A 20786-nucleotide genomic window follows, 5' to 3' on the forward strand; every position below is an offset into this window, starting at 1 on the left:
CGGCAGGTTAGCGGCAGCCGAGCGCCGAAGTCAACGCACCCCGCCGCCCGGCTGGACCGCGAGGATCCGGGCGTAGTCCTTGAGCTTGACCGCGTTCGCCGCCTTCGTCGTCATCCGGTTGAAGAACCCGGACAGCAGCCTGGTGTTCAGCACCCGGTACATGCGGTTGCGCTGACGGATCCTGGCCTCGGTCGGCGGGGCCAGGAACCGGCCCGCGTCGCGCGCCAGCTTCTGGCCGCCCTCGACGTACCGGCGCAACTCGTGCTCGTAGTTCGCGAACGCCGTCACGTGGTCGTCCCGCGCCGCCGCCAGCTCGCCCGCCAGCACGTACGCCCCGACGATCGCCGCGCCGGTGCCGAGGCCGCCCACCGTCGCCCCGTACGCCGCGTCGCCGAGCAGCACGACCCGGCCGGACGACCAGCGGCCCACGTCGATCCGGCTGATCGAGTCGAAGTACAGGTCGTCGGACCGCTCCAGCAGCTCCAGCAGGCGCGGCACCTCCCAGCCGGCGCCGTCGAACACGTCGGCCAGCACGCGCCGGGCGTCGTCGCGCGCGAGCTGCACGGGCGCCGGGAACACGAAGGACGCACTGGTCGGGCCGACCAGCACGCACCGGTTGGGCTCGGTGTAGATCAGGCCGGAGCGGTCCAGGCCGAACGGGTTGCCGACCAGCTCGAAGGCCGCGATGTGGTGGTCGAGGTAGGTGAGGTACTGCTCCTCCGGGCCGAACGCCAGCCGCCGGATCGTGGAGTGCAGCCCGTCCGCCCCGATGACCAGGTCGAACGTCCTCGGTGCGGCGTTGCGGAACGTGACGTCCACCCCGGTCCGGGTCTCCTTCAGCGACGTGACCGTGTCGCCGAAGACGTAGTCCGTGCGGTCCCGGGTCCGCTCGTACATGAGCCGCGCCAGGTCGCCGCGCCGGATCTCCACGTCACCGCTGAAGGCCTCGCCCGGCAGCCGCGCCACCTCGCGCCCCGTCCCGTCGACGACCACCTGCGCGCCCATGTGGGTCGCCCGCTCGCGGACCTCGTCCAGGATGCCCATGCGGCGCAGCACGGTCAGGTGCGCCTCGCCCCGGAAGTCGACGCCGAACCCGCCGTCCCGCAGCACGGGCGCACGTTCGACCACGGTCGTCGTGTGGCCGTACCGGTTGAGCCAGAGCGCGACGGCGGGACCGGCCACGCTCGCGCCCGAGATGAGGATGTCCATGGGCGCACGATGCGTCGAGTCGCTGACAGGTCGCGCACGAAGTGCTGACAACGCCCCCTAAGGGGTTCGGAGACGGCACAATGGTGCGATGCGGCACGCTTCGGCTCGGCTGATCCTGCTGGTGGCGGTGGCCCTCGTGGCCTCGGGATGCACTCAACTGGTCGACGGCCGTCCGATGGCGGGCAAAGTCGTGGCCAAGGACGGTGTCGACCCGGGCTTCATCAAGGGCACCGACGGCGGGCCCATCGACCAGCTCGCGGCCACCGCGATCACCGACATCGACACGTTCTGGGCGGACGCGTTCCAGGCCACGTTCGGCGAGAAGTGGCGTCCGCTGGAGGGCGGCATCTACTCCGTCGACACCTCCGACCCGTCGGCCAAACCGCCGCCGTGCACGGAGAAGGCCAGCGACGTGGAGGGCAACGCGTTCTACTGCCCCAGCGCCGACGCCATCGCGTGGGACCGGGCCGCGCTGCTGCCGGTGCTCAAAGACCAGTTCGGCGACGCGGCCGTGGTGATCGTGCTCGCCCACGAGATGGGGCACGCCGTGCAGCGCCGGATGGGCATCACGCCCGAGGCCGAGCGCCGGGAGCCGCAGAAGTACCCGACGATCCTCACCGAGGCGATGGCCGACTGCTTCGCGGGCAGCTTCGTCAAGTGGGTCAACGACGGCAGGTCCGAGCACCTCGACATCGGCACGGACACGCTCGACTCGGCGCTGGGCGCGCTGATCACGTTCCGCGACCCCGTCGGCACGTCCCCCAACGACCGGTCCGCGCACGGCAACGCGTTCGACCGGGTGTCCGCGTTCCAGGACGGCTACCAGCAGGGCACGAAGTTCTGCGCCGCGATGACGGTGGAGAACCGGCCGTTCACGCAGCAGGCGTTCACCAGCGTCGACGACCGGGACCGGGGCGGCAACCTGCCCTTCGACGAGATGCTGGAAGCCGTCACGCCGGACCTGAACACGTACTACGCGGCGCTGGTCGCCACCAAGGGCAAGACTTGGACGCCGCCGAAGACCACGCCCGTCCAGGACGAGCCGGACTGCTCGGGGGACCAGGGGCCGATCGCGTTCTGCCCGAAGGACAAGTCGGTCGAGATCGACGTCGCCCGGGACCTGCCCGAGCTGCACGCCGAGATCGGCGACTACGCGACCGGCGTGCTGCTGGCGTCCCGCTACGGCCTGACCGCGTTGTCCGTGATGGGCAAGGACATCGAGGGCTCCGACGCGGCGACCGGCGCCCTGTGCCTGGCCGGCGCGTACACGCGCGAGGTGTTCACCAACCCGCAGAAGTTCGGCCTGTCCCCCGGCGACCTCGACGAGGCCGTGCGGGTCCTGCTCGCGTACGACTACGCGGCCCGCGACGCGACCGGCAAGTCCGTGGTGGACCCCGGTTTCGCCCGGGTCGACGTGTTCCGCGGCGGTGTCTTCGAGGGCGTGAAAGCCTGCGGGCTCGGCTAGACCGGTCACACGACGGCCGTTCGCCAAGTAGGGTTCGGGCCGGATCGCACGGATCGGGATGGGGCTGGGGCATGGCTCGACGAGTGTTCACGGCCGCGGCGCTGGTCGCGGTCACGGCGCTGGCCGCCGGCTGCACGCAGGCGGTCGACGGCTTGGCGAAAGCCGTCCGACCGGACGTGTCGAAGGTGTCCGGCCTCGACATCACGACCGGTGAGAGCGGGGCCAAACCCGGCGTGCCGGACGCGGACCTGAGGGTGGAGAACGCCGACGGCGGCGAGATGGACCGGTTGGCCATCAACACGCTCGCCGACGTCGAGGAGTACTGGTCCGAGCAGTTCCCGACGAACTTCGACGACAAGAAGTTCGAGCCCGTCAAACGCCTGGTGTCCTACGACTCCAACGGCACGGGCGTGGAGATCTGCCGCACCAACACCAAGGGCGTGGCCAACGCCTTCTACTGCTCGCTGGACGACAGCATCGCGTGGGACCGGGGCGACCTGCTGCCGATGCTGGACGACGCCTTCGGCCCCATGGCGGTGGTGACCGTCCTCGCCCACGAGATGGGCCACGCCGTGCAGTACAAGCTCGGCGAGAAGGGCGGCATCAACCAGAGCACGCCGTCGATCATCAAGGAACAGCAGGCGGACTGCTACGCCGGCAACTTCTTCCGATGGGTGGCGGAAGGCAAGTCCAAGCACTTCCGGATCTCGACGGGACCGGGCCTGAACCAGGTCCTGGCGACGATGTTCTTCATCCGCGACGCGGCCGGCACCTCAGCCGAGAAGCAGGGCGCACACGGCAGCGCCTTCGACCGCGTGGCAGCGTTCCAGTTCGGCTTCGCCGGCGACCCGAAGCGCTGCGCGGACATCGACGAGCAGGAGATCAAGAGCCGGATCACCCAGCAGAAGTTCGACCCGCAGGAGAAAGATGAAGGGCAGGGCAAGGGCAACCTGAAGGTGGACGACCGCCGTTCCCTGGAACTGCTGGAGGAAAGCCTCCGAAACGCCTACAAGCAAAGCGGAGCAACCCCGCCGACCTTGAAACAGGGCGACGCCGAGTGCCCGGACGCGCAGGAAACCTCACCGGCCTCGTACTGCCCGGCCACGAACACCATCGCCATCGACCTACCCGACCTGGCCAAGATCGGCACCCCGCCGAAACGAGGCCAGAAGGGCGGCATCGGCGACTTCGCGGCCTTCGCCGAAATCGCCTCCCGCTTCGCGCTGTCCATCCAGAAGGCAACGGGCTACTCCCTGGAAGGCCCGGCCGCCGGCCTCCGCACGGCCTGCCTGACCGGCGCCTGGGCAGGCACCACAACCGAATCTTCGGCCCGGCTACGACTGTCGTCCGGCGACCTGGACGAGGCGGTGGCCGAACTGCTGGCCGACAGGAGCCTCATCGCGGCAGACGTGAACGGCACCGTGGTGCCTTCGGGCTTCGCCCGGGTAGAAGCCTTCCGAGACGGCTTCTTCGAGGGGTCCGGCCTCTGCACCCGCAAATACTCGGGCTGACTTCAAGAGACCTGCGCGAGCACCCAGGCTAGGAGCCTGCGCGAGCACCGCAGTCAGGAGCTGGCGCGAGCACCGCAGCAAGAAGCCTGCGCGAGCACACAAAGGGGCCTCGTGTTCTCCCCGTATGGCCTGCCCGCAGGGCTACCGCGCTTGTCAAGGAGGTGCAAGCACGCTTTTCGCTTGCGCCTCCTTGACAAGTGTGGTGGTCTTTGACCAGGCCATACGGGGAGAACACGACGCCTTGGCATTTCCTCCCCGGAGGCCTGCCTAGCGGCGAGCGTCGCTTTTCGCTTTTAGACGAAGAGCTAAAAGCGTCCTCGCCGGACAGGCAGGCCGCCAAGGATGTACACAAAAGCAAGACTCGGGCGTCGTGTCATCCCCGCATGACCTGGTCAAAGACAACCACCCTTTTCCTGGGTATGCAAGCGAAAAGCGTGCTTGCATACCCAGGAAAAGCGCGGTTCCCTGCGGGCAGGCCATACGGGGATGACACGCAGCCCACCACTCGGTGTGCGCGCTGCGCGCGCCACTGCGAGGAGCGCGGCGCGCGCCAAGGGCAAGAGCGCGAAGGGCGCGGTGCGGCTGTGTGTGTTTGTTCGGTTCGTGCTTGGTCAGAACAGGGCGCTGGCCAGGTTTCGACGGGCCTTTGCCACTCGTTCGTCGTCGGGTGGGAACAGTTCGAACAGGCCCACCAAGTGTTCGCGGACCTTGTCTCGGTCGTCTCCGAACACCCGGCGCACGGTGTCGATCAGTCGTTTGAAGGCCGCGTCCACGTCCTGCCCCGCCAACTCCACGTCGGCGGCTGCGAGTTGGGCGTCGACATCCTCCGGGTTGGCGTTCGCGGCCTGCACCACGTCGGGGGTCAGGCTTTCCGCCCTGGCGGTGAAGCGGACCTGGGCCAGGGCTGCCTTGGCTTCCGCGTTCGCCGGTTCGGCGGACAGGATGGCCTCGTAGGCTGCCTCGGCGGCGGCGAAGTCGCCCTGTTCGAACGCCTCCTCGGCGGCGACGAAACGGGGGTCCTCCGGGGCCTCGGTCGGCGCTTCCTGTCCGGCCTCCGCTGCCTTGATGCCGGGCAGCCGATCGCGCAGGGCGTCCAGCAGGCGGTTGATCCACTGCGTGAACTCGGCTTCCGGCAACGGGCCGGCGAACGCGTCCACGGGCTGGCCGGCGGCCACCGCCACGACGGTCGGCACGGACTGCACGCCGAAGGCCTGGCCCACCCTGGGGCTGGCGTCGAGGTCCACTCGGGCCAGGATCCAGGCGCCGCCGCCTGCTCGGGCGGCTCGTTCCAGGATCGGGGAGAGCTGCCCCGCCTCCGGGCTCCAGGACGCGGTCAGCTCGACCACGACCGGGAGGTCCAGGGAGCGCTCGATCACCGACTGGAACGTCGCCTCGGTGACGTCGAGCACCCACGGACTGGGGCCGGTGTCCGCCCCGGCCGCGCCGGACGGCGGTGTGGTGGGGCGCTGGCGGGCCGCGTCGGCCCGTGCCTTCAGCGCGCCGAGGTCGACCGCCCCGGACAGCGCGGCGGACAGTGCTGCGGTCTTGCGAGGGTCTGGCCTTGTCACGGTTCCATCCTGGCACGAGTCCTCTACTCGACCGCGACCGGTCAGGCGGTCAGTTCACCTACTGGGTCGATCGCCATGGGGTTGGTGCGCATCATCTCGTTCTGCCGGCCGAGCGACAACGCGATCGGCGTCATCAACTCCAGGAACCGGGCGGTGCCGTCCGCTCCCAGGACGTCCCAGGGCCGCGCGGCGGCCTCGTCGGTCCGCCGCTCGATCTCCGCCCGCAGGGAACGGCCCGCCGGCGTCAGACCGTCGTCATAAAGACCCCGCGAGGTCAACGCCGCTTCGGCGGCCCGCCACTCCTCCTCGTTCCACCCGCGCGCCACCCGCAGGTAGGCCGGGTCCAGGCCCTTGTCCGCCCCGAACAGCACCAACGTCTCGCACGCCGACAAACCGGCCGCGACCAGCGCCGCCAGGTGCCCGTCACCCCGTGATTCACGCAGGGTCGTGCACGCCTGCCACAGCGCGAGGTGGGGCTCGTCCGGGACCGGCAGAGCCGCGTTGGCCGCGCCCAGCACCCGTCCCGGCAGCGGCACCTCCGAAGCTGCCTGGACGGCCAGTTCGGCGGCTTCCGCGACATCCAGGGACGGCAGCATCCGACGCAACGCCCCGTCCACGCCCCGCAGCCGCGCCTCCAGGAACGCTTCGGGCGAAGCGATCTCCCAGGCGTCGGGCAGCGCCCGCGACACCATGCCGACGTGGAAGGTGAAGAACGCGGCGGTCACGGTCTGCGGGGCCGCCGCGCCCAGCGGTGCGGCGCGCATCCCGAAGTAGCCCATCCAACCGCCCTTGCACCCCAGCTCGTCGGTCACCGCGCGGGACTCCGGCGTGAAGTACGTGACGTCGTGGTAGGTCTCGAAGCGCAACCACAGGTCTCGGGGCGAGGGCGACATGGCCCCAAATTAGTAGGACTTCCGACTATTTGCCAGAGGCAACCTGCGTGGCTACTCGCCCGGGTCCAGGTGCCGCTCGACCCGCTCCACCTTGGCCCGGAGCTGTCCGGTGTAGCCGGGCCGGATGTCCGCCTTGATCACCAGACCCACCCGCGGCGCGGTGGCCTGCACGACCTCGGTCGCCTTCTTCACCACCGCCATCACCTCGTCCCACTCCCCCTCGACCAGGGTGAACATGGCGTTGGTCTCGTTGGGCAAGCCGGACTCCCGAACCACCCGCACGGCCTCGGCGACCGCCGCCGCCACGCTGTCGGACTCCCCGCCGAGCGGGCTGACACTGAACGCGACGAGCACTGCTGCCTCCTGATAGCCGGGTACCCACTGGTAGCTTCGGCGGCATGACGTCCCAGCCGCTCCCGTTCGACCCCATCGCGCGCGCCGCCGAGCTGTGGGAGAAGCGGATCGGACCGTCGACGTCGATGGCGGCGGTCACGAGCGTCATGCGAGTACAGCAGATCATCCAGTCCGCCGTGGACACCGCCCTCAAACCGCACGGCCTGACGTTCGCCCGGTTCGAGGCCCTGGTCCTGCTGACCTTCGCGCGGACCGGCAGCCTCCCCATGCGCGTCATGGGCGAACGCCTCCAACTGCACCCCACGAGCGTGACCAACATCGTGGACCGCCTGGAGGCGGACGGCCTCGTCCGCCGCAACCCCCACCCCACCGACCGGCGCACCACCCTGGTGGAGATCACCGAGGCCGGCCACACCCGCCGCGAGGCCGCCACCGAGGCCGTGGTCGGGGTGGAGTTCGGCTTGCGCGGCCTGACGGACCGGCAGACCGAACAGCTCACCGACCTGCTGGCGAAGGTCCGCCGCGCGGTGGGCGACTTCGAGGACTGAACTCTGCTCGGGGGAATCCATTCGACTGTTCGGGCGCGGATAGGCCACGCTGCACGGCGTGCGGGAAATCGTGGCGTTGGTGACCGTGGACGGGCAGTACGTCGGCTCCGTCCCGCCGTTCGTGGTCGACAGCCCTTGGTGGAACGACGTGGAACCGGTCACCGCGCACCTGGACTCGACACTGGGCGTGACCACGAGCGTGCTGCGCCTGGTCTCCGCCACGGGATCGGGGATGCGCGACGGGACGGTCACCTACCAGGTGGAAGCATCCGACGTCCCCACCGGTCTGTCCGCTGTGGACACGTACGAATTCCCCGACACCCCACTCCGAATGCCCTGGGCCCGCCCCGGCGGACCGGCCGCTCTGGTGGCGTGGGCGGATCGCTTCGTACCGGTACGTCGTGCCGAACAGGTGAAGACGTGGAACCTGTCCTGCCTGTACCGGTTGCGCACACCGGCCGGAACGCTGTGGGCCAAGGAGATTCCCGCGTTCATGGCCGATGAGGCAGCGGTGATCCGACTGGTCGGCGAGGAGGATCCGACCCTCGTGCCCGCAGTGGTCGCGTCAGAACCCCGACGCCTGCTGATGGTGGAAGCCCCCGGAGAAGATTGCTGGCGCCCCACACCGGAGATGATCGCCGACATCGTCCCACGGTGGGTGGCGGTGCAGGCGGCACTGGCCGGCCCGGCCCGACTGCGGGTCAGGGACGTCCCAGTGCCCGACTTCGGCCTGCCGAACACCGTGCTGCACGGCGACTTCCACCCCGGCAACTGGCGGTCGGGCGGCACACTCCTGGACTGGGGCGACGCACACTGGGGCCACCCGGCACTCGACGCGGCCCGACTGCTCGGTTTCGTACCACCCGAGACCCGTCCCGTGGTGGAAGAGGTGTGGTCCTCAGCCTGGCTGCGACACCGACCCGACAGCGACCCGTCGGGCGCACTGCGGCACGCCCGACCCGCCGTGCACTTGGTCGGGGCGCTGGTGTACCAGGAGTTCCTGGACAACATCGAGGAAAGCGAACGGCTCTACCACGCCGGAGACCCGGAACGGGAACAGGCACTGGCCCAGTCGTTGACTCAGTCGTTGGCGCTCTGAGCCTCGACCAACTTGCCGTTCCGCTGAGCCCACCGCTCGAAGACGATCGTCCCGAACGGCGGGATGCTCGCCAGCAGCGCCCACACCGTGGTCCGACGATCCCAGCGGTGCGCCAGCATGAGGGTCACCAGGACGTAGCCCACGAAGACCACCCCGTGGATCGGCCCGAAGACCTTCACCCCGATCTCGTTGTTGACCAGCACGTACTTGAAGAACATCCCGATCAGCAGACCTGCCCAGGACACGGCTTCGGCCAGCGCGAGAAGACGGAAACGGCCAACGGGGCTGCTCAGCATGTCCCCCATTGTGGTGAGTGACCCGGCTCACCGAACGCCGGGGTCCGTTTTGCCGGTTGCCGGCACGGCAGCACAGCAGTCCGGGCCCGCACACGAGCACACCAACCCGAAGCCTGCGCGAGCACAGCAGCAAGAAGCCTGCGCGAGCACACAAGTGGGGCCTCGTGTTCTCCCCGTATGGCCTGCCCGCAGGGCAACCGCGCTTGTCAAGGAGGTGCAAGCACGCTCTTCGCTTGCACCTCCTTGACAAGTGTGGTGGTCTTTGACCAGGTCATACGGGGAGAACACGACGCCTTGCCCTTCCCTCCCCGGAGGCCTGCCAAGCGGCGAGCGTCGCTTTTAATCTTTTAAGACGAAGAGCGGTCGCGGCTGCCCATAGACGAAGAGCTAAAAGCGTCCTCGCCGGACAGGCAGGCCGCCAAGGATGTACACAAAAGCAAGACTCGGGCGTCGTGCCATCCCCGCATGACCTGGTCAAAAGACAACCACCCTTGTCAGGAATGCGCAAGCGAAAAGCGTGCTTGCGCATTCCTGACAAGCGCGGTTCCCTGCGGGCAGGCCATACGGGGATGACACGCAGCCCACCGACAGGTGTGGCGCTGCGCGCCGTGTGTGGGCTAGTCCTCCCAACGGAAGATGCGGGCGGCGATGAAGCCGACTACCAAGGTGAAGCCGATGAGCACTGCCGAGGGGACCAGTAGTGCTTCGACTCCCTTGCCTCGTACCAGGACGTCCAGCATGCCGTCGTTCATGTGGCGTAGTGGGAAGATGTTCGACACGGTTTGCAGCCAGCCCGGGGTGTTCTCCACGGGGAAGAACGTGCCGGACAGGAATGCCATCGGCAGAATGATGATGTTGGCTGCTCCGCTGGCGGCTTCCTCTGTCTTGCAGAACGAACCGACGAGCATGCCGACCGCGAAGAACGCTGTGGTGCCCAGCACCAGCAACGGGAGGGCCAGCCACCACTGACCGGTCAGTTTGAGGCCGAACATCGGGGTCAGGGCCACTGCCACGAAGACCACGCCCTGGGCCACGGCCGTGCCGATGCTCACCAGGACGCGTGAGCTGAGGACGGCGGTCGGGCCGACGGGGGCCAACCGAATCCGGCGCAGGACCTGCTTCTTGCGCCAGGACACCAGGGTCAGTGCCGCGCCGAAGACGCCTGAGATCGAGACCGCCCACGACAGGATGCCGGGGGTCAGGTACTGGATCGGTTTGAGGGACGCGTCTTCCACCGACTTGGCTTCGAGGGTGAATGTCGGGGGCGCGTTGGTCACGCCCAGGTTCACCTTGTCCACGACACCGGAGACGATGCCTACCACGGTCTGTGCCTTGACCTGGTCGCTGGCCGCGAAGGTCAGCTCCACGTCATTGCCGTTCACCGCCACCAAAGCAGGCAGGTCGCCGTCGTGGACCTTTTGCCTCGCCGTGTCGGCGTTGTCGTACTTCTCCAGTTCCAATGCGCCGGTCTTGTCCAGTGCGGTGATCACGGGACCGTCGCCGACGATCGCGATCTTCGTCTTGTCGGCGCCCGCGTCGCGGAACAACAAGCCGAACACGACGAGGAACATCAACGGGAAGATGAAGACGAAGAACAGTGTCATCTTGTCGCGGACGAAACCCTTGAGCATCGCCACGGAAAGGCTCTTGAACGCGGTCATGCCCGGTACTCCCGTCCGGTCAGGTTGAGGAACACGTCCTCCAACGTGGCCGTTCGCACCTGCAGGCCGTCGAGCGTGCCGCGTTCGGCCAAAGCCGACAGCACGGGTGCGGGTTTGCGGGTCGAGATGGTCAGCGAGACCTCGTCCTCCTGGGCCTGCTCCACGCCGACGATCGCCTTGGCGTCGGCCAGCGGGAGGCTGCCCTTCTGGAGGACGACGTGCGTGGGCGCGTCCAGGCCCCGGACGAGGGTCGCGGGTGCGTCCATGGCGAGGATCCGGCCCCGGTCCATGATCGCCACGCGGTCGCAGAGGATCTCCGCCTCGTCCAGGTAGTGCGTGGTGTACACGATGGTCTTGCCGCGCGCCTGGATCGCCCGCAGCACGTCCCACAGGTTCCGCCGGGCCTGTGGGTCCAGCGCGGCGGTCGGCTCGTCCAGGAAGACGATGTCCGGGTCGTGGACCAGGGCGCACGCGATGGACAGCCGCTGCCGCTGGCCACCGGAGAGCTTGTTCTCCTGCACGTCGGCCTTGTCGGTCAGGCCCACCAGCTCCAGCATGTCGACGGCTTTCGCGGCGGTGACGCCGTAGAGCGAGCCGAACGTCTGCAACTGCTCCTTGGCGGTGAGCTTCTCGAAGAAGCTCGAAGCCTGGAGCTGCACGCCGATCCTGGGCAGCAGCTTCGCGTTGCGCGGCCACGGGTTCTCGCCGAGCAGCGTCACGGAGCCGGCGTCGGCCTTGCGGAGGCCTTCCACGATCTCCAGGGTCGTGGTCTTGCCCGCCCCGTTCGGCCCGAGGATGCCGAAGAACTCCCCCTCGGCGACGGTGAACGAAACACCGTCCACCGCCTTCAAGTCACCGTAGTGCTTGCGGATGTCCGCGACCACGACGGCTGGTATGCGCGCCCCTGTCATGGCTGGACCGTAGTCCGTTGGAGTGAGAGTGACCGGCGAACCGGAGGAAGCGTGCGACGAAAGTGAACAAAGCTCGATACGTTGGATGGTCCGCCGTCGCTCTGCGCGCTCGACCGTCCGCGCAGCGTGAAATCACCGGTCGGGGCAGAGCGAGGGCGGCGCGGCGCCCGGCCCGGTGCCCCAGGTCGCTTCGCCCGGGTCGGCGGTCAGGTCGAACGCCAGGGCGGCGCCCTCGGTGAGGCTCTCGTAGTCGACCCAGACGCGATCGTGTGGTGTGTCGTCCAGCCGGGCGGCTTTGACGTACTGGAGCGTGGAAGTGTCCGTGCCGGATGCGGTGATCGTGATGTCCCGACCTGATTCGAGGTGGATCACGGCACGGCTGAACCTGGGCGCGTGCAGGACGAACTGCCCGGTGCCCGGTGTCACGGGGTAGAGGCCGAGCGCGCTGAACACGTACCAGGCCGACATGGTGCCGAGGTCGTCGTTGCCGGTCACGCCGTTCGGGGCGTTGACGAACAGGGACTGCGCCGCGCGGTTCACGGCCGAGGTCTTCCACGGTTCGCCGACCAGCGCGTACATCCACGGCGCGTGGAGGTCCGGTTCGTTGTTCGGGTTGTAGCGGAACTGGTTGTAGTAGTCGTAGGGACCGACCACCCACTTCTCGCGCACGGTCCCGGCCGGGTCCGCCACCAGGTCCGGATAGGCGAAGAAGTCGTCCAGGCGGGCGGCGGCCTTCTCCTTGCCTCCCAGACGTTCCACCAGACCGGGCACGTCCTGCTGCACGAGCCACTGGTACTGCCAGGCGGTGCCCTCGTGGAAGCCGTCCTGCCCCTGCGGGGTGAACGGTCGCAGCCACTCGCCGTTCGCGGTCTTCGGGCGCGGAAACCCGGTGAAGCCCCGGTCGGCGACCGTGGTGTCCCACAGCACGCGGTAGTTCCGGCCACGCCGGCGCAGCTCGGCGGCGTCCTCCTGGTGTCCCAACGCTTCCGCCATGACCGACAGCGCGGCGTCGGCCAAGGCGTACTCCATGGTCGCGGACGCGCCGTGGTGCGGGTCCACGTCCTGGCCCTTCTTCGGGAAGTCCTTGTCGAACTGGACGAAGCCGTTCGCCAGGTACGACGGGTTCCCGGCGCGGCCCTCGAAGGGGGACGACGCGGGCGGGACCTCGTCGGCGTTCCTGATCAGCGCCGCGTACGCCTTGTCCTCCAGGCCTTCCAGCGCGCCGAACCGCCACAGGTCCACCAGGAACGGCGTGACCGGGTCGCCGGTCATCGTGTTCGTCTCCTGGTTGGCGTACGCCCAGCGGGGCAGCCGGCCGCCCTGCTCGTGGATGGCCAGCACGGACCGGGCGATGTCCCTGGCGCGACCCGGGCGGAGCAGGGCCAGCAACTGGTTGTGGGCGCGATAGGTGTCCCAGAGCGAGTAGTACTCGTAGTAGGTCCAGCCGTCCGCCGTGTGGACCTGGTCGTCGAAGCCCCGGTAACGGCCGTCGATGTCGTTGCCGGTCAACGGTTGCAGCAGCACGTGGTACAGCGCCGTGTAGAAGACGGTGCGGTCGTCGGCGTCGGCCGTGTCGATCTCGATCGACCGGAGTTCGTCGCGCCACCGCGACTGCGCGGCGTCGCGGAGTACGTCGAACGGCTTGCCCCGGGCCTCGGCCAGGTTCTTCGCCGCGCCCTCGGCGTCCACGTGCGAGATGGCCGTCGCGGCGGTGACCGGGCCGTCGGCGAACGTCACCCACTGGCCGCGCAGGCCCGCGCCGCCTGCCGCGCCGCCCCAGTTGCCGGTCCGCGCGAACGGCCGGTCGAACGTCGTGGTGAAGTAGGTCGTGTACGGCTTGCCGCCGCAGAACGCCTGCGCGGTGACGGTTCCCGCCAACGTCCGGTCGTCCACCACCCGGACGCTGCTGCGGGACACCGGCTCCCGGTCGTTGGCCTGCCCCACGTTCACCAGCACGTGCGGCGTCGTGCCGGGCGGGAACGCGAACCGCTCGACACCGGTCCGCGTGGTCGCCGTGCTCTCCACCGTGATGCCGGAACCGAGCCGGACGCGGTAGTGGCCGGGCCGGCCGACCTCACCGTCGTGCGCGTAGGCCACGCCGTACCGCCGGTGGTCGAAGCTCGCCGGCAGGCCGGTGGTGGGCAGGATCGACACCAGGCCGCCCTGTTCCGAGCACCCCGCGCCGGAGAGGAAGAAGTGGCCGAACCCGCGGATCACCGGGTCGTCGTAGCGCCAGCCCGCGTAATGCGACCCGATCGGACTGGAATGGGCCATGCCGAACGGCACGGCCGCGCCGGGGAACGTGTTCCCGTCGTCCTTGCTGCCGATGAACGTGTTCACCGACGCCACCGGGTCCGCCTGCGCATTCACGGGTATCACCATAGTGGCCATTACCACGAATAACGCCAGGCCGCCGGACGAGAAGTTCCGCGGTATTGCCCGCAAGGACGTGCGGCCACCCGGAGCGGGCAGCCGCACGTGCCCCGGTCAGCGCCAGCGCTGGTTCGCGCCGCCGTGCCAGTCCCACTGCACGGCCCGGCCGCCGTTGGCGGTCGACCACTCGTAGACCTCCAGCGCCTTGCCGCTGTGCTTGCTCACGTACCGGAAGCTGTTGGTGTCGTCGTACCAGGTCTGGTACCAGCGTTGGTTGTTGCCCCAGTGGCAGTCCCACTGGACGAGCTTGCCGCCGTTCGAGGTCGACCACTCGTAGACGTCCAGGCACTTCCCGCTGTGCGCGCTCTTCAGCGAGTAGGAGCCGTCGTCGCCGTGCCGGACGAACGTCCACAACTGGTTGTTGCCGTAGTGGCAGTCCCACTGCACGATGTCGCCACCGTTGGCGGTGGACCAGCCGTGGACGTCCAGACACTTGCCGCTGTGGTCGTTGCGGAGCGAGTACGTCCCGTTCGTGGCCTGGATCCGGTCGGCCGCGGAGTCGGCGTCCTGCGCCGCGGCGGACGCGCCGGATGGTGCCACGAGCAGTGCGAGCACCGCCATGGCTCCCGTCAACACACTCACCATGATTCGCCTCATCGGGTCTTCTCCCAATAGTTGCGGTAACGACCGACTCAGTCTCGGAGAAGGTCCTGATGAACGGCTTGATTTGTGCTTAAGAACCGGTACGAGCAGATCGTGAGGCACAGGGGTGAACTTCACAGTTCTCGGCGAGGTATGCGCATGGAAGGGTCGTCAGGTAATTCCATTGGGTGGTCCTCGGACACGTGCGCTACTCGCCGTGTTGCTTTTGGAAGCCGACCGGGTGGTGCCGGTAGATCGAATCATCCGACTGTTCTGGGAGGACGAGGTGCCGGTCACTGCGCGCAACGCCGTGCAAGGTCTGGTGGTGGCGCTGCGGCGATCGCTGAGAGGCCAGCCGGACGTGCGGCTGGTGACCCGCGGCCCCGGCTACCTGCTGCACGTCGACCCCGGTTCGGTCGACGTGTTCCGGTTCCGCGTCGAGGTGGAGCGGGCCCGCACGCTGCCCGACCGGGAGGCGGCCGACGTGCTGCGGGACGCGTTGGCGCTGTGGCGGGGCGCGCCGCTGGCGGACATCCCGTTCGAGTCGGTGCGGGTGCGGCTCGGCGGCTTGCTGGAGCAGGAGCTGCTGGCGGCGCTGGAGCTGCGCGCGGAGATCGAGCTGCGGCTGGGCAAGCACCGCGACCTCGTGCCGGAACTCGCCCGCCTGGCCGACGAGCACCCGGTCCGCGAGTCACTGCACCGGCTGCTGATGCTCGCGCACTACCGCAGCGGGCGCACGGCGGAGGCGCTGGAGACTTACCGGCGGCTGAACCACCGGCTGGTCGCCGAGTACGGCATCACCACCGGCCCCGCGCTGCGGGAGCTGCACGCGACGATGTTGCGTGCCTAGGCCACCCCGATCGCGAACACGTGGAACGAGCCGCCGGTCACCGACGTGGGCAGGGTCACCGACCGCACCTGCTTGGGCAGCAGGGTGATCGGCGCGGTCGCGAAGACGAACACCGTGAGCTGCTGGGAAGTCCCGCTGGAGTTGTTGCGGTACGGCATGGTCGCCACGATCCGGTTGTCGTACGACGGCGGCGTCGAGGAGTTGCCGCCGAGCGCCCAGTCGGACAAGCCGACGTCCGCTGTCTGCGTGGCGCCGTCGGCGTAGGTGACGGTGAGCGTGCCGGCCGCCTTGCCGTTCCCGGCACTGCCCAAGAGTCCCAGTCTCGTGCCGGTGGCGTTGACCGTCACGGTCTGGCCGCTGCTGGTGGCGTTGTCCGGCTCGCCTACCGGCGAGGTGGGCCAGGTGTACGCGATGCCGTCCTGCGTCACCGTCGCGCCGGGCGTCAAGCCCTTCTCCGCCAACGACTTCCGCGAGTAGCTCCACCCCTGGCCGTCGAAGTTGCCGATCGCCTGGTCGTCGTCCGGTGACGTGCCGACGTTGTTGAACGCCGCCCGCAGGCTGCCCGGGTCGGCCACCAGCACGGAGATCGAGCTGCGCTGGCCGTTGGAGAACGCGACCGGGACGCGGTGGATCTGCTCGGCGGCGTCCGCGGCCACCTTGACGGCCACCTGCTGACCGGCCTTCTCACCGGCCGGGAGCGTGATCTCGCCCCGCGTCGGGGTGAGCGCGATCCCGGTGGGCGGCTGGGCGCTCCAGGCGAGCTTGCCGCCCTTGCCGGAGAAGTCCTGCGCCCCGACGGTCACCGCGCCGGCGCCGCCGGCGGGCAGCACCAGGCGGCTCGGCTCCACGAACCCCTGCTGGCCTGCCTCTCCGTCGCGGAAGGACGGCGGCGCGTCGGCCGGGCCGGAACCCCACGTGGTCGGGGTGGCGGACCGCCCGAACTCGACCGTGCCGCCGTTGGCGACGAGCGATTCCGGCAGCCAGGTCCGGGTCTGCGACCGGCCGTCGAGCTTGAGGTCCGAGATGTGCCCGCCCTCGCCGGACGTCTTGATGACGATCGGCTTGCCGTTCGGGCGGGTGATGGTGACCTCGTCGAACAGCGGGGTGTTGACGACGAGTTCGGCGCGGCCGGGGATCGCCGGGTACACGCCCATCGCGGCCCACACGTACCAGGAGGACATCTGGCCGAGGTCGTCGTTGCCCGACAGGCCGTTGGGCCCGGGACCGAACAGCTCGTCCACCGCCTTGCGCACCACGGCCTGGGTCTTGCCCGGCGCGCCGGCCCAGTTGTAGAGCCAGGGGGTGTGCATGGTCGGCTCGTTGCCGAGGAACGCGTGCGGCTCGTCGGGTCCGGTGTTGAGCTTGGTGAAGAAGAAGTCGAGCCGGTCGCGGACCTTCGCGTCACCGCCCATCGCGCTGAACAGGCCGCGGACGTTGTAGGGCACCATCCACGTGTACTGGGCGGCGTTGCCCTCCACCCAGGTGTCCGGGTTGCCGGGCGTGAACGGCTCCACGAACGAGCCGTCCCGGTTGCGCGCCTGGGTGTAGGCGGTGGCCGGGTTGAACACGTTCTGCCAGTACTGGGCGCGTTTCATGAACGCCTGCCAGGTCGCGCCGTCACCGAGGCGGCGGGCCAGCTCGGCGATGGAGAAGTCCGCCGTGGTGTACTCCAGGGTGGTCGCGGGCGCGCCCCAGACGTTCCGCACGCCCATCGGGACATAGCCGAGTTCCTGGTACTCCTTGAGCCCCGGGCGTTCCTCGTAGCCCAGGGTGGGCTGGTTCGCGCCGCGCAGCATCAGCAGCAGGGCCTTGGCGGCGTCGAAGTCCTTGGCGCCGAAGGCATACGCGCTGGACACCATCACGTGGTACGGATCGCCGACCATCACGCCGGTGTACCCGTTGGCGACGGTCCAGCGGTCCCACGAGCCGCCCTGTTCGGCGAACGCCATCATCGAGCGGACCATGTCCGCGGATTCTCTGGGCGCGAGCAGGGAAAGTAGCTGCATCTCCGATCGGTAGACGTCCCAACCGGAGAAGTTCGTGTAGATCGCATGGCCTTTGTCGGCCGCGTGGGTGCGGCCGTCGAAGCCCGGGTAGCGGCCGTCGACGTCGGAGAAGACGTTGGGCTGCAACAGGGAGTGGTAGAGGGCGGTGTAGAACGTGGTGCGCTGCGCGTCCGTGCCGCCGGTGACCTTGATCTGGCCGAGCCGGTCGTTCCACGCCTTGCGGGCGGCGGCGTGGACCGCGTCGAACGACAGGCCGGTGTTCTCGGCGTCGAGGTTCTTCTTCGCGCCGTCGACCGAGACGAACGACAGGCCGACGCGCATCGTCACGTCCGGGTCGTCGAACGTCACGTAGCCGCCACTGCCGGGGCCGGAGACGGTGGTGTCGAGCGCGCCGACCGAGCGCTCCTCGGTCTGCGCGGCAAGGGTTTTCCGCGCGTCGCCCAAGTCACCCTTGCGGGGCGAGCCGCCGCGCTCACTCGTCGTGCCGGGCCTGACCGAGCCGTTCTTCCACGTGCCGACGGACGCGAAGGGCTGGTCGAAGCGGGCGTGGAAGTGGATCCGGTAGCGGTGATCGGCGCCGCAGAACCGGCCGCTGGTGGCCCACCCGCTGATCGAGTCCGCGCCGATGGTGATCTCGGCGTCGTCGGTGCCCGAGATCGAGCCGGAGGTGTTGACCAGCAACGTGGACGTGGCCCCGCCGGGGTAGGCGAGGCGGCCGATGCCGGTCCGCTGGGTCACGCTCAGCTCGACCTCCGCGCCGCTGTCCAGCGTCACGCCGTAATAGCCGGGCGTGGCGGACTCGGCGGCGTGCGAGAAGGTCGAGACGTACCGGCTCGGGTCGGCGGCGGGCGAGGTCGTCACGTCGCCGACGAACGGCATGATCGGGATGTCCTGGTACGTCGAGCACCCCGCGCCGGACAGGTGGGTGAGGCTGAAGCCCTTGATCCGGTTGTCCTGGTAGTAGTAGCCGCCGTGCTGGTGGGTCACCGTGTCCGGGCTCCACTGCACCATGCCGAACGGCACGTCCGCGCCCGGGAAGTTGTTGCCCGCGCCGCCACCGGTGCCGTGGTCGGGGCCACCCGGCTGGGTGCCGACGAACGGGTTCACCCAGCGCGCCGGATCGTCCGGTTGGGCCTGGACCGCGACCGGTTGGACCAGTGCCGTTGCGACGACCGCCGCCGCCGCCAGTGCTGTCTTCACGAGCCCTCCTCGGTGACAACGCTGTCCACCCACTTCCGGTAACTGCATACTTGCGGAGAGTGCGCGGGGGTCGTCAAGGCGGTGTCCGAGTGTTGTCCGGTTCGAGACAGGCCGGGTCATTGACATCGCCCAGTCCCGGGTGTGTGATTCGGCGACTATGACAACGTTGTCCCCGAACGGCGCCGCGGGCGCCCGCAAGGTGCGGCGCGCCACCATGAACGACGTGGCGCGGCTGGCGGGTGTCAGCATCAAGACGGTCTCGCGCGTGGTGAACGACGAGGCGGGCGTGCACCCGGCGACCGCCGAGCGGGTGCTCGCGGCGATCGACCAGCTCGGCTTCCGGCGCAACCTCAGCGCGCGCAACCTGCGCCGCGGTTCGTCCACCGGCACGGTCGGCCTGGTTCTGGAGGACGTGGCGAACCCGTTCTACTCGGGCGTGACGCGGGCGGTGGAGGAGATCTCCCGGCTGCGCGGCAGGCAGGTCATCACCGGCTCGTCCGACGAGGACCCGGTCCGGGAACGGGAACTGGCGCTGGAGTTCTGCTCGCGCCGGGTCGACGGGCTGCTCATCGTGCCCGCCGGGTTGCAGCACGGGTACCTGGTGCCGGAGATGCGCGCCGGGACGCCGGTGGTGTTCCTGGACCGCCCGGCGGGTGACGTCGTCGCCGACACCGTGCTGGTGGACAACATCGGCGGCACCATCGAGGCCGTGCTGCACCTGGCGTCGTTCGGACACCGGCGGATCGCGTTCCTCGGCGACGCGCCGGACATCTTCACCGCCAACGAGCGCCTGCGCGGCTACCGCGAGGGCTGCGTGCGGGCGGGCATCGGGTTCCACGAGCCGCTGGTCGTGATGGGACCGCACGACGAGGAGTCGGTGCGCCGGGCGCTGCACCGGTTGCAGCAGTCGGCCGACCCGGCGACGGCCGTGGTGACCGGCAACAACCGGATCACCGTGCACGCCCTGCGCGCGCTGGCCGGCGCCGAGCACCGGCCCGCCCTGCTGGGTTTCGACGATTTCGAGCTGGCGGACCTGCTGTCGCCGCCGGTGAGCGTGATCGCGCACGACGCGAGCGCGCTGGGGAAGGCGGCGGCGGACCTGCTGTACGCCCGCTTGGACGGCGACGGCTCGCCGCCGCGCCGCGTGGTGCTGCCGGTGCGGTTGGTGGCACGTGGATCAGGGGAGGTTCGTGCGTGAGCAACCAGCCGGTCGCGCTACCAGCCAATCAGCCCAAGCAGTTCTACCGGGGTGGCGCGGCGATCGCGGCGCTGCGGGGTGACCCCGAGGCGGATTACGGGCCCGAGGACTGGGTGGCGTCGACCACCACCCTGTTCGGGCAGGACGAGGCGGGCCTGACCAGGCTGCCGGACGGGCGGTGGCTGCGGGACGCGGTGCGCGCGGACCCGGCGTCGTGGCTGGGCGCCGAGCACGTCGCCGAGTTCGGCGCGGACACCGCGCTGCTGGTGAAGCTGCTCGACGCCGGGCAGCGGCTGCCGGTGCACTGCCACCCGTCGAACGCGTTCGCCGCCGAGCACCTCGCCTGCCGGCACGGCAAGACCGAGGCGTGGATCGTGGTCGGGACGTCCGGCCCCGATCCCACGGTCTACATCGGCTTCCGGCGGGACGTGCCCGCGTCGAGGATCTCGGCGTGGGTGTCCGCACAGGACTCCTCGGCGATGCTCGACGCGCTCAACCCGGTGGTGGTCAAGCCCGGCGACACGGTCTTCGTGCCCGCCGGCGTGCCGCACGCCATCGGCGAGGGCGTGTTCATCGTCGAACTCCAGCAGCCGACGGACTTCTCGGTCACGTTGGAGTGGCAGGGCTTCCTGGCCGATCCCGAGGCGTGGCACCTCGGCCTGGGGCAGGAGGCCGCGCTGGGCTGCGTCGACCTGCGGGCCAAGCACGTGGAGGACCTGCTCAGCCACACCGGTTCCCGCGTCGCGCCCACCGTCAACCTGTTGCGGGCCAAGGCCGACGCGTTCTTCCGGGCCGACCGCCTGCACGTGTCCGGCAGCCGGGCTCTCGACCCGTCGTTCACGGTCCTCGTGGTCCTGGAGGGCGCCGGCACGCTGGACTCCGTGCCGCTGCGCCGGGGCAGCACGGTCGTCGTGCCGCACGCGGCCGGCGAGAGCGTGCTGACCGGCGACCTGGTCGCCGTCCGGTGCCGCCCGCCCCTGCCCGCGAGCCTAGGGAGCTGAC

17 protein-coding genes are annotated in these 20786 nt (G+C 69.5%); 7 read left to right on the forward strand and 10 right to left on the reverse strand.

The window, feature by feature from the left end:
- Positions 1–30: 30 nt before the first annotated feature.
- The gene (locus tag ACQPZF_RS34945) at positions 31–1209 is read right to left on the reverse strand and encodes an FAD-dependent monooxygenase (RefSeq protein WP_433264399.1); all 1179 of its coding nucleotides are present in this window, start codon (positions 1207–1209) and stop codon (positions 31–33) included.
- 88 nt (positions 1210–1297) lie between these two features.
- On the opposite strand from ACQPZF_RS34945, the gene ACQPZF_RS34950 reads away from it, so the two are divergent.
- Together ACQPZF_RS34950 and ACQPZF_RS34955 are read left to right on the forward strand one after the other, a co-directional pair.
- A complete protein-coding gene (locus ACQPZF_RS34950; protein WP_433264401.1) occupies positions 1298–2674 on the forward strand; it encodes a neutral zinc metallopeptidase in 1377 nt (458 codons plus the stop codon).
- A 71-nt stretch (positions 2675–2745) separates the two neighbouring features.
- On the forward strand, positions 2746–4185 hold the full coding sequence (locus ACQPZF_RS34955; RefSeq protein ID WP_433264403.1) for a neutral zinc metallopeptidase: 1440 nt from the start codon (positions 2746–2748) through the stop codon (positions 4183–4185).
- Between the two features lie 611 nt (positions 4186–4796).
- On the opposite strand, the gene ACQPZF_RS34960 is transcribed toward ACQPZF_RS34955, so the two are convergent.
- Genes ACQPZF_RS34960 through ACQPZF_RS34970 form a run of 3 tightly spaced genes read right to left on the reverse strand, consistent with a single transcriptional unit; the run spans position 4797 to position 7000 of the window.
- Positions 4797–5753 (reverse strand): co-chaperone YbbN, encoded by a 957-nt coding sequence (locus tag ACQPZF_RS34960; protein ID WP_433264404.1) that lies wholly within the window; start codon positions 5751–5753, stop codon positions 4797–4799.
- Positions 5754–5794: 41 nt separating this feature from the next.
- Positions 5795–6646 (reverse strand): SCO6745 family protein, encoded by an 852-nt coding sequence (locus ACQPZF_RS34965; RefSeq protein WP_433264405.1) that lies wholly within the window; start codon positions 6644–6646, stop codon positions 5795–5797.
- Positions 6647–6697: 51 nt separating this feature from the next.
- Entirely contained in the window at positions 6698–7000 is a 303-nt protein-coding gene (locus tag ACQPZF_RS34970) for an MTH1187 family thiamine-binding protein (RefSeq protein WP_433264406.1), read from the reverse strand.
- Between the two features lie 44 nt (positions 7001–7044).
- On the opposite strand from ACQPZF_RS34970, the gene ACQPZF_RS34975 reads away from it, so the two are divergent.
- Positions 7045–7548, forward strand: coding sequence for a MarR family winged helix-turn-helix transcriptional regulator (locus ACQPZF_RS34975; RefSeq protein WP_433264407.1), 504 nt, complete (start codon positions 7045–7047; stop codon positions 7546–7548).
- 58 nt (positions 7549–7606) lie between these two features.
- Positions 7607–8647 (forward strand): phosphotransferase, encoded by a 1041-nt coding sequence (locus ACQPZF_RS34980; RefSeq protein ID WP_433264408.1) that lies wholly within the window; start codon positions 7607–7609, stop codon positions 8645–8647.
- Here the strand turns inward: ACQPZF_RS34980 and ACQPZF_RS34985 are convergent.
- The 5 genes from ACQPZF_RS34985 to ACQPZF_RS35005 form a co-directional block, all read right to left on the reverse strand.
- Complete coding sequence (locus ACQPZF_RS34985) at positions 8629–8943, reverse strand: DUF3817 domain-containing protein (RefSeq protein WP_433264409.1); 315 nt, start codon at positions 8941–8943, stop codon at positions 8629–8631. The two genes, ACQPZF_RS34980 and ACQPZF_RS34985, sit on opposite strands and share 19 nt — an antisense overlap.
- A 617-nt stretch (positions 8944–9560) precedes the next feature.
- Positions 9561–10604 (reverse strand): ABC transporter permease, encoded by a 1044-nt coding sequence (locus tag ACQPZF_RS34990; protein WP_433264410.1) that lies wholly within the window; start codon positions 10602–10604, stop codon positions 9561–9563.
- Positions 10601–11515, reverse strand: a complete 915-nt coding sequence (locus tag ACQPZF_RS34995) for an ABC transporter ATP-binding protein (RefSeq protein WP_433264411.1) — start codon at positions 11513–11515, stop codon at positions 10601–10603. The genes ACQPZF_RS34990 and ACQPZF_RS34995 overlap by 4 nt, the downstream gene beginning before the upstream one ends.
- A gap of 132 nt (positions 11516–11647) precedes the next feature.
- The gene (locus ACQPZF_RS35000) at positions 11648–13906 is read right to left on the reverse strand and encodes a GH92 family glycosyl hydrolase (protein ID WP_433264412.1); all 2259 of its coding nucleotides are present in this window, start codon (positions 13904–13906) and stop codon (positions 11648–11650) included.
- Positions 13907–14002: 96 nt separating this feature from the next.
- Entirely contained in the window at positions 14003–14533 is a 531-nt protein-coding gene (locus ACQPZF_RS35005; RefSeq protein ID WP_433264413.1) for an RICIN domain-containing protein, read from the reverse strand.
- 124 nt (positions 14534–14657) lie between these two features.
- Here ACQPZF_RS35005 and ACQPZF_RS35010 point away from each other — a divergent pair, with 124 nt between their 5' ends.
- The gene (locus ACQPZF_RS35010; RefSeq protein WP_433264414.1) at positions 14658–15380 is read left to right on the forward strand and encodes an AfsR/SARP family transcriptional regulator; all 723 of its coding nucleotides are present in this window, start codon (positions 14658–14660) and stop codon (positions 15378–15380) included.
- Here the strand turns inward: ACQPZF_RS35010 and ACQPZF_RS35015 are convergent.
- Positions 15377–18634, reverse strand: a complete 3258-nt coding sequence (locus tag ACQPZF_RS35015; RefSeq protein WP_433264416.1) for a GH92 family glycosyl hydrolase — start codon at positions 18632–18634, stop codon at positions 15377–15379. The two genes, ACQPZF_RS35010 and ACQPZF_RS35015, sit on opposite strands and share 4 nt — an antisense overlap.
- Before the next feature lie 166 nt (positions 18635–18800).
- On the opposite strand from ACQPZF_RS35015, the gene ACQPZF_RS35020 reads away from it, so the two are divergent.
- Complete coding sequence (locus ACQPZF_RS35020) at positions 18801–19784, forward strand: LacI family DNA-binding transcriptional regulator (protein ID WP_433274851.1); 984 nt, start codon at positions 18801–18803, stop codon at positions 19782–19784.
- Complete coding sequence (locus ACQPZF_RS35025) at positions 19781–20785, forward strand: class I mannose-6-phosphate isomerase (RefSeq protein ID WP_433264418.1); 1005 nt, start codon at positions 19781–19783, stop codon at positions 20783–20785. The genes ACQPZF_RS35020 and ACQPZF_RS35025 overlap by 4 nt, the downstream gene beginning before the upstream one ends.
- Position 20786: the final 1 nt, after the last annotated feature.

The sequence above is a fragment of the Actinosynnema sp. CS-041913 genome (assembly GCF_050942485.1).
Classification (GTDB): Bacteria; Actinomycetota; Actinomycetes; order Mycobacteriales; family Pseudonocardiaceae; genus Actinosynnema.